This window comes from Affinundibacterium danionis (genome assembly GCF_042432465.1).
Lineage (GTDB): Bacteria > Pseudomonadota > Gammaproteobacteria > Burkholderiales > Burkholderiaceae_D > Undibacterium > Undibacterium danionis.
In genome coordinates this window covers 211853-226459 of record NZ_JBHLXJ010000004.1, presented here as the reverse complement: position 1 = coordinate 226459, position 14607 = coordinate 211853, and the positions used below count along the sequence as shown (strand labels likewise).

General features: G+C 46.5%; 12 protein-coding genes. 1 reads left to right on the top strand and 11 read right to left on the bottom strand.

Annotated features, from left to right (window positions below; translation table 11 throughout):
• Positions 1–66: 66 nt before the first annotated feature.
• Positions 67–2574 (top strand): DEAD/DEAH box helicase, encoded by a 2508-nt coding sequence (locus ACFFJH_RS05105; RefSeq protein ID WP_390210603.1) that lies wholly within the window; start codon positions 67–69, stop codon positions 2572–2574.
• A gap of 205 nt (positions 2575–2779) precedes the next feature.
• Here the strand turns inward: ACFFJH_RS05105 and ACFFJH_RS05100 are convergent, their stop codons facing one another.
• The 11 genes from ACFFJH_RS05100 to hypD form a co-directional block, all read right to left on the bottom strand.
• Positions 2780–2953 carry a hypothetical protein gene (locus ACFFJH_RS05100; protein ID WP_390210563.1) on the bottom strand — a complete coding sequence of 58 codons (174 nt, stop codon included), beginning with the start codon at positions 2951–2953 and terminating at the stop codon, positions 2780–2782.
• A gap of 792 nt (positions 2954–3745) precedes the next feature.
• Positions 3746–4597 (bottom strand): hypothetical protein, encoded by an 852-nt coding sequence (locus tag ACFFJH_RS05095; protein ID WP_390210561.1) that lies wholly within the window; start codon positions 4595–4597, stop codon positions 3746–3748.
• Between the two features lie 282 nt (positions 4598–4879).
• Positions 4880–5773, bottom strand: a complete 894-nt coding sequence (locus ACFFJH_RS05090) for a pirin family protein (RefSeq protein WP_390210560.1) — start codon at positions 5771–5773, stop codon at positions 4880–4882.
• Positions 5770–6177: an OsmC family protein gene (locus tag ACFFJH_RS05085; RefSeq protein ID WP_390210558.1), complete on the bottom strand. Its 408-nt coding sequence runs from the start codon at positions 6175–6177 to the stop codon at positions 5770–5772. The genes ACFFJH_RS05090 and ACFFJH_RS05085 overlap by 4 nt, the downstream gene beginning before the upstream one ends.
• A gap of 71 nt (positions 6178–6248) precedes the next feature.
• A complete protein-coding gene (locus tag ACFFJH_RS05080) occupies positions 6249–7154 on the bottom strand; it encodes a DMT family transporter (RefSeq protein WP_390210557.1) in 906 nt (301 codons plus the stop codon).
• Between the two features lie 141 nt (positions 7155–7295).
• Entirely contained in the window at positions 7296–9182 is a 1887-nt protein-coding gene (locus ACFFJH_RS05075) for a nickel-dependent hydrogenase large subunit (protein WP_390210555.1), read from the bottom strand.
• Between the two features lie 224 nt (positions 9183–9406).
• A complete protein-coding gene (locus ACFFJH_RS05070) occupies positions 9407–10219 on the bottom strand; it encodes a M15 family metallopeptidase (RefSeq protein WP_390210554.1) in 813 nt (270 codons plus the stop codon).
• A 12-nt stretch (positions 10220–10231) separates the two neighbouring features.
• Positions 10232–11188, bottom strand: a complete 957-nt coding sequence (locus ACFFJH_RS05065; RefSeq protein WP_390210553.1) for a phosphoribosyltransferase family protein — start codon at positions 11186–11188, stop codon at positions 10232–10234.
• The gene (locus tag ACFFJH_RS05060) at positions 11188–11799 is read right to left on the bottom strand and encodes a hypothetical protein (RefSeq protein ID WP_390210552.1); all 612 of its coding nucleotides are present in this window, start codon (positions 11797–11799) and stop codon (positions 11188–11190) included. The genes ACFFJH_RS05065 and ACFFJH_RS05060 overlap by 1 nt, the downstream gene beginning before the upstream one ends.
• 467 nt (positions 11800–12266) lie before the next feature.
• Positions 12267–13376, bottom strand: coding sequence for a hydrogenase expression/formation protein HypE (gene hypE, locus ACFFJH_RS05055; protein ID WP_390210550.1), 1110 nt, complete (start codon positions 13374–13376; stop codon positions 12267–12269).
• Complete coding sequence (gene hypD, locus ACFFJH_RS05050) at positions 13373–14584, bottom strand: hydrogenase formation protein HypD (RefSeq protein ID WP_390210548.1); 1212 nt, start codon at positions 14582–14584, stop codon at positions 13373–13375. Before hypD ends, hypE begins: the two co-directional genes overlap by 4 nt.
• Positions 14585–14607: the final 23 nt, after the last annotated feature.

Below are 14607 nucleotides of genomic sequence, written 5' to 3'. Positions count from 1 at the left end.
TGTGTAAACTCAAGGCCAAGAATCTTGTACACTTCTTCCCAAGTCGAGAGTTTACCTCACCAAAAAATGCCACACCCAACAACCCAATCCGCCCACTTCCAACCCCGGATCACCCTACAAACTCTACACCGAGGTGACGGCTTACTAGGTATGAAACCCACAGGCACATTCGGTCCGCGTGGCGGTAGCGTTACCGTGGTTCAAATTGATTGGCTGTATACAACAGACACGGGATTGAGTTGGACAACGCCAGCGCCAACGACTTTATTAAACCGCCGACCACATGCCACGCATTTAATGGAAGATGCTGACGGCCATCCGGTTGTATTGGTGCGCGATCTTGGAGCAGAAGCCGATGCGCTCGATATGATATGGGATTTGAATCTACAGCCGGTGCCTGCAAATAGTTTGCAATGGCGCAATGAGGATGCTGCTTTGTTGTTTGGGCCTTTGTGGAGCTTGCAGCAAGAGGGATTTTTTGCGGATTTTTGGGCTGAAGAATTACCGCGTTTGCAGGCACTCGGTTGGCGAGTGGTCGTGCGTCCTGGCTTTGCACATGAAAGCGTGCCGGTCGATGCTTGGCATTTGATACTCGATCCCGTTAGTGCTGAAGTGATAGGGAAAGAAGTCGCGGCGCCCATGCATGGTTATGGTTATGCGTCGACTATTGTGCCTTTGGGTTTGCCCGCGCGTGAAGGTTCGTGGTTGTTTAGTCTAGGTGTGGAGATCGATGGACAGATTGTGGATCTGGTGCCGATGTTGGCGAATCTATTGCAGCGTGATGCGCGTTGGTTGGATGCCAAACAAGTAGCAGCGATCGATGATCTGGCGGTCATACCATTGCGTGCGCCCGGCGGCAAGCGCATTGATGCCTTGGCTGCGCCTTTAAAAGCCATTGTCATGCATATGTTGGAGTTGCTGACGGATGAGCAACGCTTGCAAGATGGTTTGGCCGGACCTTTGCATTTGTCAGCTTGGGACGCTTATCGACTTGAAGCCTTACGTCAGTCTTTGCTCGATAGCCAGGAAGCACGAGCGGGCGTGCATGGGACTTGGCAATTGCGTGGTGATCAGGGTTTGCGTGAATTAGCGCAGCGCCTAACTATGGAGGGTGAATTAAAGGCAGTCGTTGCACCAGCCGAGTTAGGTATTACTTTGCGACCTTATCAATTGCATGGTGTCGCGTGGTTGCAGTATTTACGTGAACATCATCTTGCAGGCATTTTGGCGGACGATATGGGCTTGGGGAAGACAGCGCAAGCATTAGCGCATATTTTGATTGAGAAGCAAGCAGGGCGTTTGGATAGACCTGCTTTGATTGTGTTGCCAACCTCGTTGGTGTTTAACTGGCAAGCGGAAACGCGGCGTATGGCACCGAGTTTGCGGATGTTGGCATTACAGGGCGCGCAACGTGCTGAGAATTTCTCGCAGATGATTCAGGTTGATATCGTATTGACGACATATCCTTTGCTGTGGCGTGATATTGGAATTCTAGAAAAACAGGAATTCCATCTTCTCATTTTGGATGAAGCCCAAACCGTGAAAAATGCCTCTAGCCGCGGCGCCGATGCGGTGCGCCGTTTGCGTGCTCGCCATCGATTGTGTATTACCGGAACGCCCCTAGAAAATAATCTAGGCGAATTATGGACGCAGTTTGATTTTTTGATGCCAGGATTTTTGGGCGACATGCGCAGTTTCAAAAGACTGTGGCGTAATCCTATTGAGGTCAATGGCGAAACTCTACGCGCACAATTATTAGCGCAGCGCGTGCGGCCCTTTATTTTACGACGACGCAAAGATGAAGTCGCGAATGAATTGCCCATCAAGACTGAAGTGATCAAACGATTGCAATTGCAAGGACAGCAGCGCGAATTGTATGAGAGTGTGCGCGTCGCGGCGGATGAGCAAATTAGAAAAATTTTAAAACGTAAAGGATTTTCTGGTAGCCAGATTACGATACTCGACGCGCTCTTAAAATTACGTCAGGTTTGCTGTGATCCTTATTTATTAAAGGGCGCGCAAACCTCTGAGACGATGGAACGAGCTAAGTTAGACATGTTGAGTGATATGTTGCCTAGTTTGGTTGCTGAAGGACGACGTATCTTAATATTTTCACAGTTCACCGAGATGTTGGATTTGATTGCGGAGCAGCTTGAGAAATTGGCTTTACGTTTTCTGAGTTTGACTGGAAAGACGCCTGTAGCACAACGTGGTGCTGTAGTCGCGCAGTTTCAAAATCAAGCGGATCAACATGCACCGCCTATCATGTTAATTAGTTTAAAAGCGGGTGGTGTGGGTTTGAATTTAACTGCCGCTGATACGGTAATTCACATGGACCCTTGGTGGAATCCCGCAGTCGAAGAACAAGCTACTTCACGCGCTCATCGTATTGGTCAGGATAAGAATGTGTTCGTGTATAAACTGGTGGTCGAGGGCAGTATAGAAGAGCGCATATTGGGATTGCAAGAGCGCAAAGCGGCTTTGGCAGAAGGTGTGCTGGGGAGTGATGCGGCATTTTCTGCTAAGTTTAATGTGGAGGATTTAGAGGGATTGTTGCGGCCTTTGGGGTTGTGAGCCTGAGTCGCTTTATCTAGACTAGAAATGTAGGGCGGGTGCAACCCGCGCTGTAAATTCATTTTAACGATTTATCGCTCCAATATTTTCCTTGCCGCAAATTAGCATCTCAGCATTTTGAAAATGTTGCTGATGCGGTTTGTCGTCGCAAACGAGCCTGGGTGGCTTGCTTTCATATTAATGAGCCTATCGCTAGTTTTGACGTTCACAGGTCGGTGGTAGACCGACAGCTACTCACTTTTCTTGCTTCGCCAAGAAAAGTAAGCAAAAGAAGGCGACTACGCTGCCACTGGCCTGCGGCTTCCCAATTGAGCAAGACAAAAAATGGGAAAGCCTTGAAACTCGCCTGCGGCTCAAACACAAGGCTTTCTTTATCCATTTTCTGCCCCGCACAATTGGCAGTGTCAGAAGTGGATGAAAGTCAAAAGCAACACCAACACCAAAACAAACAGAACCGAACGCCGAGCATTTTTCTAATAGTGGTTGTTGGTCTTTGTTTATGCTTTTGATTCTGTTTTTGACTTTGACCTACCCCCGTTCGAGACGATGTAATTTGTGCTTCACAGAAAATGGATAAGAAAGTGTTGTTGTCTGAGCGAAGCGAGTTTCAACACTTTCCCATTTTTTGTGATGCACAAATTATGCTGGAGCGTAGCGTAAGCACCCGAAGGGCGAGTCTACGGTCGCCTTTTTTGGATCACCTTTTTTGGCGAAGCAAAAAAGGTGATTGGCTGTCGGGCCACACCCGACTTGTGAACGTTGAGCACGTTAGAAGATAGATCAATGGATTAACGGAGTGATTTTTGTGAAGTGTTCGTTTGTCGAAGTAAAATTACCACACGTAATTTTAAGAGTCTGTCGGTGAGGCGGCACTCGTCCTGCGAAGCTAAACATCACTTCGCACTCCACGGTAAAAGAGTTTTCCAGACTCAATAAACTCTTGAGCTTTTTGCCAACCAGAAGTGTCACTTTTTTTTGGTGCCTTGAAATCGAGTCCCATGAAGAATTTTCTTAGTTCTTTCGTGAGTTGTAGGTAATCACGTAGAACAGGTGCAATCTGCGTTGCAGGCTAACGAAGTGATGTTTGCATAGTGTTCATCTGTTGAAGTAAATTTGATATATGTAATTTAAAAATTTGTCGACTTGGTTGCACCTTTTCTAAAGAGCTTGTTTAGTAATGCATTTGGCGATCAAGCCATGCTTCCCAATTGGTGTGACCGTCATCAAAACCAACGGCTTTTAATATAGTGAGGTTTACTAACATCGAGAGATGGAAGAAATAGGTAGTGGCATCAAGTTGAATTTCAGAGTTGCCAATGTGAATTGTATGGCGAAATTCGCTGTTGTGAAACAGCGAGTTTCTGAGACGTGCGTACGTTCTAATGGAGCGGGGCAAATCGCTTAAATCCTCAAGTACGACGTTCAATCCATAAGAGCTAAGTTGAGAGTAGATTGGCTTAGCCGCATCTCTGGTTTTTGTATCGTTGAGACTTGCCCTCGCAAAAGACTCTAGGCCAGAGAATAGTAGAAAGTAGCTAATTTCAAGAAACGGACTACGTTGTCGGAATGTTTCGATACATTTAAAGAAAAGTATGTTGAACTTTGTCGATTTACAAAATTCATCGTCCGAAAGTTTTGACATTGCTAAAGTGAGAAAATCGGTTCTTGATTGGTGAAAAAGTAAGTCTCTAGCTATAACAGCACCAACTCCACTGTGGCGTCGTTGTCGTCGTAATATACGTGGAAGTTTTGATGCGTCGGGTTCCGCATCGTCTATCAGTTGAATCGCAGGGAAGACAATGACATCAAGGTGTTCAATGAAGCAAAGAACGCCTTCAAGTTTAAATCGCTCATTCTCTGGAAATGTATCGCCAACCACTATTGCGGTTAGATTATATGCTTCAGGATCTCGGGCAAGCGTATTTGCTTGTTCAGGAGAATCAATAATTGGTTCGATGCGCCATGAACCATAGGAAATAGGACGAGTGATTTCAAAGCCGTAGATAGCTGATAAGAGTCGCATGTGCTAAACCTAGCGTGATTTAATTTTTCAGAATAAAAAATATTCGAAGATTGACAAAAAGAATTGTTTTAAATTTCTCAAAAAGTCCAAATAGTCTATTTGTAAGCATTTATATCGTAGGCTTTTCAAGTAAAAAAAGCATAGTCAACAAAAATCCCAAATCAAGTGCTAAAGCATCGAACCATTCAAATAGAAATGGTATGTAATTTGACCAAATCTGAACCTCCCTCATCCACGACCCTTCTCCCGCTTGCTGAAGAAGGAAGATTTGTCGACGCGAAACTAACGCTTAGGCAAAGGAATCCGTTCAACCTCACCCGGCACTTGCCCCATCCCCAAAGCACTATCGCCAGCCTCCCAAGCTAAGGCCGCAGCATCAATATCTTCCTTATGACTAGCAACAAAATTCCACCACATAAATCGATGCCCCAAAGACTGACCACCAATTAATACGAAACGTGAAGGATGCTCAGCGTTGCTGATGGTTTGTTCTTGATCGATGACCAACATCGTATGTGATTCCAATTTTTCACCAGCGACGAAGACTTCCCCTTCGATTGGGTAGATTGCCTGTTCGTCTGCCAGCACCGGTAATTGCCATTGGCTATTCGGTGGCAACTGAATATCGAGATAGAGTGTTGGCGATAGCGTGGGGACTGGTGATTCTGCACCCAATGCGCTGCCGACTAAGACGCGTATCGTCGCACTGCCATTCGTGATTTCTGGAATTGCTGATGCAGGCGTATGGCTAAACGAGGCGGGGATTTTTTCTTTGTCTTCGGGGACGGCAATCCACAACTGCAATCCATGGTTAACGTAGGTGTCATTTTTTTGCTCTTCGGGTTTACGTTCCGAGTGAACGATGCCCTTGCCCGCGATCATTAAGTTAATGGCACCGGGTTCTATGCGTTGGGCATAGCCAAGATTATCTCTGTGCATAATCACGCCATCGAACAAATACGTTAATGTTGCTAAACCTATGTGGGGATGCGGGCGGACATCGTGGTTGTCTTCTGGCTTGACGGTCACCGGACCGAAATGATCGAAGAAGATAAACGGGCCAACTGCTTGTCTTTTTGCCGAGGGTAATAGACGATTGACGACGAAGCCACCGCCCAAATCTTTGCCGTGGGCTTTGAGAACTTTGGCAGGATCAAAAACATTTGTTGTACTCATTTTGCACGCTCAACTTTCGTGGTGATTTCGGTGGTGACGCTAGTCATTAATTTGTGCACTGGGCATTTTTCGGCGACTGCACTTAGTTGAGCAAATTCAGTCTCACTGATTTCACCATGAATAATTAAGTTGGTGCTTAAGCGGTAGATTCCTTGGCGCTCTTCGCTATCATCGCGTCCTATCCTCGTATCGATGTGTGTGACAGGAATATTTTTTTTGCGGGCGAACCACATGACGGTTAGGGCTTTACAGGAGGCTAGTGCGGCATCGTAGAGGTCGTGTGGGCTAGGTCCTAAATTCTCACCACCTTCGGCGATGGAGACATCTGTAGTCAGTTGATGATTATCCATCTGCAGCGTTTGTGCTAATCGTGCTTGGGCTTTACTTTCTAGGCTGATGTTCATATGTTTCCTTGGTTGCTAAGACAGGGGGGGCTGATTCTATTTGAGCTTTTTCGTAAGCGCTCATCCTAACACTAAACTTTTTGTTGAGACGAAATGACGATGCCTGCGATGATAAGTAAGAAAGCAAGGCCGTGGTACCAATCGGGTAACTCTCCCAAAATGGCGGCCGATAAAATTGTGGTGAACAATGGGGTGAGATTGACGAAAAATCCTGCCACATTGGGACCTGCTTTTTGTACGCCAGCACCCCAACAGCGAAACGCGATCAAGGCGGGACCGATGGCAACGAATATAATTGCAGCGAGTAATTGCCAGCTCCATTGAATATGGTAGTCGATGAGCGCCCATTCTCCAGCGGCAAATAGCCCTGACCAAATTACCCCAAAGCTAATTTGTGCCAGCAGAAAAAATGTCCAGCGAGTCCGCAATTCCTGATATTGGTTTTGATCCGTGAGCAACCAGCTATAGAACGACCAAGCAATCGTAGCGGCGATCATGAGTAGGTCACCTGACACTAAATGTAAATCAAGCAGGTGATCGATTTTGCCACGACTTAGCACAAGCAGAACACCAATGATGGACAATACCGCGCCAGCGATTTGCAGTAGGCGTATTTTGGCGCCGAAGAACAAGTAGCCGATCAGCATCATCCACACTGGCATACCCGACGCCACTAAGGTGACATTAATGGGGCCAGAACTTTGCAAAGCCGCATATTGCAGAGCGTTGTAAACACCAATACCTAATAAACCCAAGATGGCATATTGCTTGGCATCCTGCCAAAGACTGCTGCCTGTTTTAAAAATCGGATAGGCAAACGGTAGTAGTATTAAGAATGCGAGCAGCCAACGTAGAAAATTTAAAGTTACGGGCGGGATATCGTGATAAATCAAGCGTCCGACGATGGCATTTGCGGCCCATAGCATGGGCGGGATGGTGAGCAATGTGATGGTGCTGAGTGAGAGTGGCTGACGCATAGCAGTTCATACATAGATAGAGCCCGTATTATCTACGCTATTGCCGGACTTTGCTTTAGCTACGCATATTTACTCATTCACCTCAGCGTGCATGTGCAAATCGCGGGTTTGATCTATAGCCTCAGATACCAACTTATTGCGTCATGGTGATGATGATCCGGTAATCGGTAAAGCGGGAAAATTCGTATCGATTTCCTGCCGGATAACTAAGCCATTATCTTTCAGTAAAATCTGCGCATGGCAGCTCATGCATGGGTCAAAACTTTGTATGGTTCTTTGTAAGTCTATGCCTCGAAAATCCGCTAGATTTTTGAAGCCCGTCTCCAAAATGGGGGTGTTTAGTAAGGCTTGTTCTAAAGGCCCCATGTTCTGATGTTGGTTGCGGGTTGCGACGTTGATTCTTGAAGGAATCGCGATTTGGTAATTATCAATCACCTGATCTTTAATCACCGCCCAATGTGCGAGGAAACCGCGGCTTGCGCCCCATAATCCTACGCCCAATCGCGTGCCCATCTGTTGACGGTTGATGGCGACATGCGTTTGTGTTTGCCCCGATTGAATTAGCTGTTCCGCGATGACTATATTTTCTAAAGTGACGGCTAAGTTAAAAGCTAGAGAGTAAGCACGTGCTCGGTTGCGTTCAAAGGCATTCCAGATTGTTGGAATCTGCCACTGCATCTTGATATCGCCTGAGCTAGTATGTGGCAGTAAAAATTCTAAGCCGCTACCGGTGGAAGTAAGGAAGGCATTGTTGGGTATTTTTTGCGCTATTGCACTCAGGTAGAGTCGGGCGTAAGCGCCGACTTCGAAGCTATTGCCTTGCCACGTCAGGCTGGAGCCCCAACTATAGGCTTGCTCCTTAGTTTGCTTTTGAGTTTGCACATTACGGGTTGTTGCGAGACGTTTATTCCATGGGTGATCGATAGAAATCGGATTGCCATTGGGGTCATATTGAATGATATCGGATGTTGCTATCGTCTGCCTTTCGCGATAGGAATAGTCCAAACATTCTTCCATACCCGCATTCAATACACTTAATTGCGTGCAGCGTAATTCACCATTGATGATGGCGCCAGGGCTTGACCAACGTTGTTCGCCCCAGATATCGCAATTCTCATAAGTCGCATCATAATAATCAGGGTGATCCCATTGCCCAAAATCGAGCATGTTGGCATGGGCGCGTCCCAGATTCTCGTAGCTTGGATTGGCATTCAACATAAAATCAAAGACGTCATCCCAGATCGCTGCGGCTTTTTGACTATAACTCGCAAAGCTTGATAACAGTGTTTTAAATAACTGTAACTGGGCGATATCGACTTGCAGGCTAACTCCGCCGGGAATTATGGATTCAGAATGCGGATATTTGCCGCCCAGCAGTGCATAAGCTTGACGCGCAATAGCCACCATTTTTAGCGCTTCTTTATATAAAGCACCTTGGCCTTTGTTTAGCGCTAGCATGAGTTCACTGAGCTGTTGATAACCGTGAATGTCAGCAAAGCGACAGCGACTGCTTTGTGCCCGAGACCAGATTTCGGGATTGCTTTTTTCTATCACGGCTTGTGAATAGTCCGGTCCAGCTAACACAAATAAGTGCATGCAATTATCGTTCAGGTATTGGCAGCTCAGTAATAGATTACGCACCACAATACCTAGTGGTGGCGGTCTAAGCCCTAAGGCCATTTCTAGACAAAGTGCAGATGCGGTGGCGTGTACACCGCCGCAGATGCCGGAGGCGGTCGCACTGACTCTACCCACTTGCTGTAGATCGCGTCCCGGCAATAGCGCTTCGTATCCTTTAAATGGGGTTGCCATCGCAGCGCTTTCTACGACCGCACGCTGTTGCAAATCAACCTCGCAATGCACGGCGAGCGCGCCCTCGATACGACTGAAGGGATCGCTGTTTTGTGCTTGTTGTAGCGCTTCTTGATTATGTTGACGCATCAATTGCATTAATGCTGTGCTGATGCCTACATGATCAGGGGTGGTGCTTGACGAAGCTGTGTGCATTAATTCGCGTTCTGGTTTCATTATTATTCACTTAGGTTGTATCGACCAAATCGGGGGGGGACTCCCTTCTCCCGCAAGCGGGAGAAGGGTTGGGGATGAGGGTGGTTCAGCTCTAGTAATGATATTGAAAAAGCAGAGCCTTATTGAACTTGGGTGCTATTCGTATAACAAATAGTGCGACTTCTGAACTTCCCTCACCCTAACCCTCCCCCGCTCGCGGGAGAGGGGATATATCACGGACTCATTCAATTTTCTGCCACTGTCCACGCAGGCGAGGGCATATGTCCGTACCACGCTGCTGCTGGCGCATTGCCATGTAAAGCATTTTTGACTTTGATCCAAAGTTGGTTGCCCCAGTCGTGATGCCAAAAATAAATAGGATCATTTAAGAAATCTTCGCTACTCAGCGCCCATTCCAACAAGCGCCGATTCCACAAGCGTTCATCGTCCTCGCTAATTAAACCTTGCAGTAATTGACGTTCAAAATAATCGGTAGAACTGACGTCGGCAATTTCTTCAAACGCTGAGCCCATATTCATGATTTGTCCGGTGCTACGACGACGTAGAGTTGTATCAATCGATGCACCCGTGATGTGAATAGGAAAAGTGCGTGCATCAAGCGGGTCGAAATGACGTGGGTCTCGCACATAGCCGAGTGCGTATGCCGTCCACGCGGCATCGTTACCACTGGGATTTTCGCTGCGACCACGGTTATAAAAATATTCCCACAATCCTTGTTGACAATCCAAGGAACGATAGGCGTCGAGTATCAGTAACTCAGCATCAAATCGATGCAAAAGCTGGTTGGCTCTTTGCAGTTTTTCGGCGATCGTTTTGCGCAGCCAACCTTCTTGTCGGCTGCCGCGCACTGCCTTGTGATAGGGCGCATTGCTGCCATCGGTGATCGCATGCCACGATAAAAAAGGGAGTTCATAATCTTTCAAATTGACCAGCGGCTCATTAAATAGAGGTGAGCTTTGATCCACGGGAATTTGGTAATGTGGTACCCGAATGACATTGAGATCGACCAGCGCTATTTTGTAATTGATGTCGTACATGGGTTGCTCCTTTTATACTGTACTAATTTTTTTGGCACAGTCTTTGTCATTGTTGTTGTCGCTACAGCTGCCTCTATTGATGTCATGTTTGAGCGCGTTCATGGCTGCTAATTTTTCAGCGAATAATGCTCGGTATTCTGGCCATTCTTTGCTGATGTTATTCTGGATTTTTTCTAGAATTTCTGGATGTAATTGAGTGATCACATAGTTGAAATCGTTCAAATCTTTTTCTAGTAAGTGAGCGATACAACGTCTAGTAAAATGTAATTCTTTTTGATTGAACAGTGCGGCATAACTTGCTAAATCTCGGTATTGACTGGTGTTGAGTTGATGCTCGATTTCGGGATATTGCTGCGCTAGATGTTCTTCGACTTTGAAGATATATAACCAATTACAAGACGCAATTTGCCAGCGATGGAACAATTGTTGCATGATCATTTGTTGAACGCCTGTCACATAAATGTCATTGATAACGATCACGTGCTGCTGATGAAATTGCGCCTGCAGATTTATCTCATCGTGTATCTGGTAATTTTGCAGACGATGAGCGTAACGTAGTTCGCGACTGTGCTTGCTGTAATCATTGGACATGACGAAGGCTCGATTATCGCCGACTAAATTAGACTCTTGGGATAGCTTAGGAAAGATCAAGCGAATATCACAACCTAGTTGTTGTAGTCGGTACTGAATATTTTTCGCTAGTAAATTGGCAGCCGCAGGTAGGTGATAAAAAGCGGGAGCGGTGATGATCCAGTTTTGCCAATTATTTTTTATGGAGGCGTCACGATCATTTAGTATCTTTAACAGTTTGACCGTCAATCTTGCACTGAAAAAGTCGATATGCTCTAGCAAGCCAAATTTCATCCCCGGATAGAGACGATATAAATCTTGAGTCAACGGCAAATCACGACTGTGGATTTCTTCAAGAAACCACAGTCTATTTTCAATATTCGCTGACTGATTCATCATTATGCTAAAGCTTTGTTCCAGACATGATTGCTAGGGATTTCACCTTTTGCCAGCGGCGGTAAGATTTCTACCGTAAAGTTTTCTTCCAAAGGCGCAACCCAGATACGTGACGAGAGATTGACTTTATAGAGTTCAAATAGCTTGTCATCGTCTGCTTTAGTTTCGCTATACACGCGACGGTCAATTAGCTGATAAAACTCAATGGGAACAAAATCTTCGTTGAGCATGACGTGCGCTGTTTTTTCACCATCACTGACCCACCACTCAAACTTCATCTGACTATTGCAGCGACTCACGCAATTATCATTTTCCATGACGGTTAACGTGCCTTTGTCGGCGCAATGCGTGACATAGTTTAAAGAATCGAGCACGCCTGGACCTGGGTGTGCACTGACTACGACTAAATGATCGCGACGCCAGAGATATTTGGGCGATAAAGCAAGTGCTGCCATTTGCATAGCGCGATAACCGACCGCGGTACCCCACCACAAAGAACGCTGATGCTGAGCGGTGGCTTCTTGATAGTCCAAGGTGAGGACTTTGTTATTGTCGACAATGCGAATTAAAAGACCTTGGGTTGGTGTGTATTCGCTGGAGGAAAATGTTTGCATGATGATCCTAGATTGAAATTTTTAAAAAAAGGGAGAAAGAGACGAGGTACTAAGTATGATGACGCATTGGTATTCTAATGAGCCAAACTGTTAAACATCTTAGATGTATCGTCACGCATGAGTTGCCTCTGTCAATTAATCCGACCTCTGGTCGGGTGTGGCCCGACAGCCAGTTACCTTTTTTGCTTCGCCAAAAAAGGTAACCCAAAAAAGGCGACGCAGGCGCCACTGCCCTTCGGGTTCCCAATTGTGCAATACAAAAAATGGGAAAGCGTTGAAACTCGCTGCGCTCAAACAGCAATGCTTTCTTTTTTCCATTTTCTGTAAAGCACAATTGGCAGTGTCACATGCGAAAAAAACGAATCTCAAACGCTAATAGGGATAAAGATTTTTCTAAGGCTGAATCAGCTTTATCTTAACTTTGTCCCGCTTGGATGGCCGGGTACTTTGGTCTGCAATAAGAATCCCTAACAAATCCTAGGCAACTGTTCTCCCACCAACATATCCACAATCCGCTTACCACCAAAGCTGGTTTGCATCTGCACGCGTCCTGCTCGTCCATCTTCTAATACATAACCGATGTCGGCGGCATCTCTGCCTAAAGGATGGGCTCGCATGGCGGCGAGGGCAGCGGCGGTTTCAGCTGCTGGGACGACGGCTACCAACTTACCTTCGTTGGCGAGATACAAGGGATCGAGTCCTAGGATTTCGCAGAAGCCTTTGACTTCATTGCGTATCGGGGTTGCGGTTTCTTGTATTTCTATGCCGCATTTGGAGGCGTCGGCGATTTCATTGATTACCGAGGCGATGCCACCACGGGTTGCGTCGCGGATGAAGCGGGTATTGGGTGCGGCATTTAACAGCACTTCAATCAACTCGTGTAGGGGCGCACAATCGCTTTCTATGGGACTACTCAAATGCATATCGCCGCGTGCATTTAAAATCGCCGCGCCATGGTCGCCGAGGTAGCCATTGACCAAAATACGATCATGCGCTTGCGCTTTGTGTACGCCAAGTTGATAGTCTTTTTTGATGACGCCTATGCCTGCGGTATTGATAAAAATTTTGTCGCAACTACCGCGTTCGACCACCTTGGTATCACCCGTGACAATCAACACGCCCGCCGCTTTGGCAGTGTCCGCCATCGATTGAACGATTTGCTTTAAGGTCGATACTTGCATGCCTTCTTCGATGATCATGGCGCAGGTCAGGTACAGCGGTTTTGCGCCGCCGACTGCCAGATCATTGACGGTGCCGCAGATTGCTAATTTGCCGATATCGCCACCTGGGAAAAAGATAGGATCAATCACATAAGAATCTGTCGTCATCGCCAAACGGTCACCATATTGCGCGAGATCACTGAGTTGAAAGCGAGCCTGATCTTCTAAGGTGTTGAGACTGCTATTACTAAAAGCATTAATGAAGACGTCGTCAATCAGATCGCGCATGGCTTTGCCACCACCTCCATGCGCTAGCGTAATGACAGAACTCACTAGCTTTCCCTGACGTAGGCGGGTACTGGCGATCGGTGCTTCGGCATCGCTGGCCACTTGCAGATTTTTATCTAACACATTCATAAACTGGTCTCCTCGATGACAGGATGAATTGGAATGATGGGTGGTGTTTGTTGTGGCTGATGTGACTGCTGTGATTGTTTGGCTTGCATATTTTCAATACGGGCACCGCCATATTGGAAGTAGGCGGCGCAAGCACCTTCGCTTGAGACCATTAACGCCCCAAGTGGTGTCTCTGGTGTGCAGGCTTTGCCATAGACTTTGCATTGCCAAGGTTTAATGGCGCCTTTTAAGACTTCACCGCATTGACAGGATTTAGGATCAGCAATCACGACGGAAGGTGTGACAAATTTTTTCTCGGCATCGTAGCCAGCATATTGGGCGTTTAGCTGCACGCCAGAATTGTCGATAGAACCTAGGCCGCGCCATTCGAAAAATTGGCGTAATTCAAAGACACGACTGATCGCCGTCAAGGCCATTTTGTTGCCGCGCTCTGGGACGACGCGGTTGTATTGGTTTTCTATTTTTGCTTCGCCTAGGCTTAATTGTTTTAAGACCATCCACAGCGATTGCAAAATATCGAGCGGTTCAAAACCCGCGACTACGACCGGACGTTGGTAATGTTCAGCAATAAAGTTATACGGTTGATTGCCGATCACCATGCTGACATGTCCCGGGCCAAGGAAACCATCGAGTTGTAAATCCGGCGAGTCAAGGACTGCCTTGATGGTAGGAATAATCGTGATGTGATTACAAAATAAGGAGAAATTTTTAATGCCATCGGCTTCGGCTTTTAGTACCGTTAGTGCCGTGCTAGGCATGGTGGTTTCAAATCCGAGTCCAAAAAATACCACTTCTTTATCTGGATTCTTCTTGGCAATCGTTAAAGCATCTAGCGGCGAATAAACCATGCGTACATCGGCACCTAAGGCCTTCGCTTGTAATAGACTACGCTTAGAACCAGGCACCCGCATCGCATCACCAAAGGTCGTCATGATGACGTTTTCTTGTTCGGCGATGGCAACGCAATCATCGACTCTACCCATAGGTAAAACGCAGACTGGGCAACCCGGGCCGTGAATTAATTCCAAACTATCTGGCAGCATATTTTCTATACCATATCGGAAAATGGAATGCGTGTGTCCACCACAAACTTCCATGATGTAGACGGGACGTTTTAAATCTTTAGCCAAGCTATCTGAAATTTTAGAAATTTCTTTGAGTAAGACCTTGGCCATTTCAGGATCACGAAATTCATCGACGTATTTCATTATTCATTTCCTCCGCTCAGTTT

Bases quoted from the DNA above. Each gene is read 5' to 3' on its own strand.
- ACFFJH_RS05105 (WP_390210603.1), top strand. From the start codon at position 67: ATGCCACACCCAACAACCCAATCCGCCCACTTCCAACCCCGGATCACC.
- ACFFJH_RS05100 (WP_390210563.1), bottom strand. From the start codon at position 2,953: ATGGATAAAGAAAGCCTTGTGTTTGAGCCGCAGGCGAGTTTCAAGGCT.
- ACFFJH_RS05095 (WP_390210561.1), bottom strand. From the start codon at position 4,597: ATGCGACTCTTATCAGCTATCTACGGCTTTGAAATCACTCGTCCTATT.
- ACFFJH_RS05090 (WP_390210560.1), bottom strand. From the start codon at position 5,773: ATGAGTACAACAAATGTTTTTGATCCTGCCAAAGTTCTCAAAGCCCAC.
- ACFFJH_RS05085 (WP_390210558.1), bottom strand. From the start codon at position 6,177: ATGAACATCAGCCTAGAAAGTAAAGCCCAAGCACGATTAGCACAAACG.
- ACFFJH_RS05080 (WP_390210557.1), bottom strand. From the start codon at position 7,154: ATGCGTCAGCCACTCTCACTCAGCACCATCACATTGCTCACCATCCCG.
- ACFFJH_RS05075 (WP_390210555.1), bottom strand. From the start codon at position 9,182: ATGAAACCAGAACGCGAATTAATGCACACAGCTTCGTCAAGCACCACC.
- ACFFJH_RS05070 (WP_390210554.1), bottom strand. From the start codon at position 10,219: ATGTACGACATCAATTACAAAATAGCGCTGGTCGATCTCAATGTCATT.
- ACFFJH_RS05065 (WP_390210553.1), bottom strand. From the start codon at position 11,188: ATGATGAATCAGTCAGCGAATATTGAAAATAGACTGTGGTTTCTTGAA.
- ACFFJH_RS05060 (WP_390210552.1), bottom strand. From the start codon at position 11,799: ATGCAAACATTTTCCTCCAGCGAATACACACCAACCCAAGGTCTTTTA.
- hypE (WP_390210550.1), bottom strand. From the start codon at position 13,376: ATGAATGTGTTAGATAAAAATCTGCAAGTGGCCAGCGATGCCGAAGCA.
- hypD (WP_390210548.1), bottom strand. From the start codon at position 14,584: ATGAAATACGTCGATGAATTTCGTGATCCTGAAATGGCCAAGGTCTTA.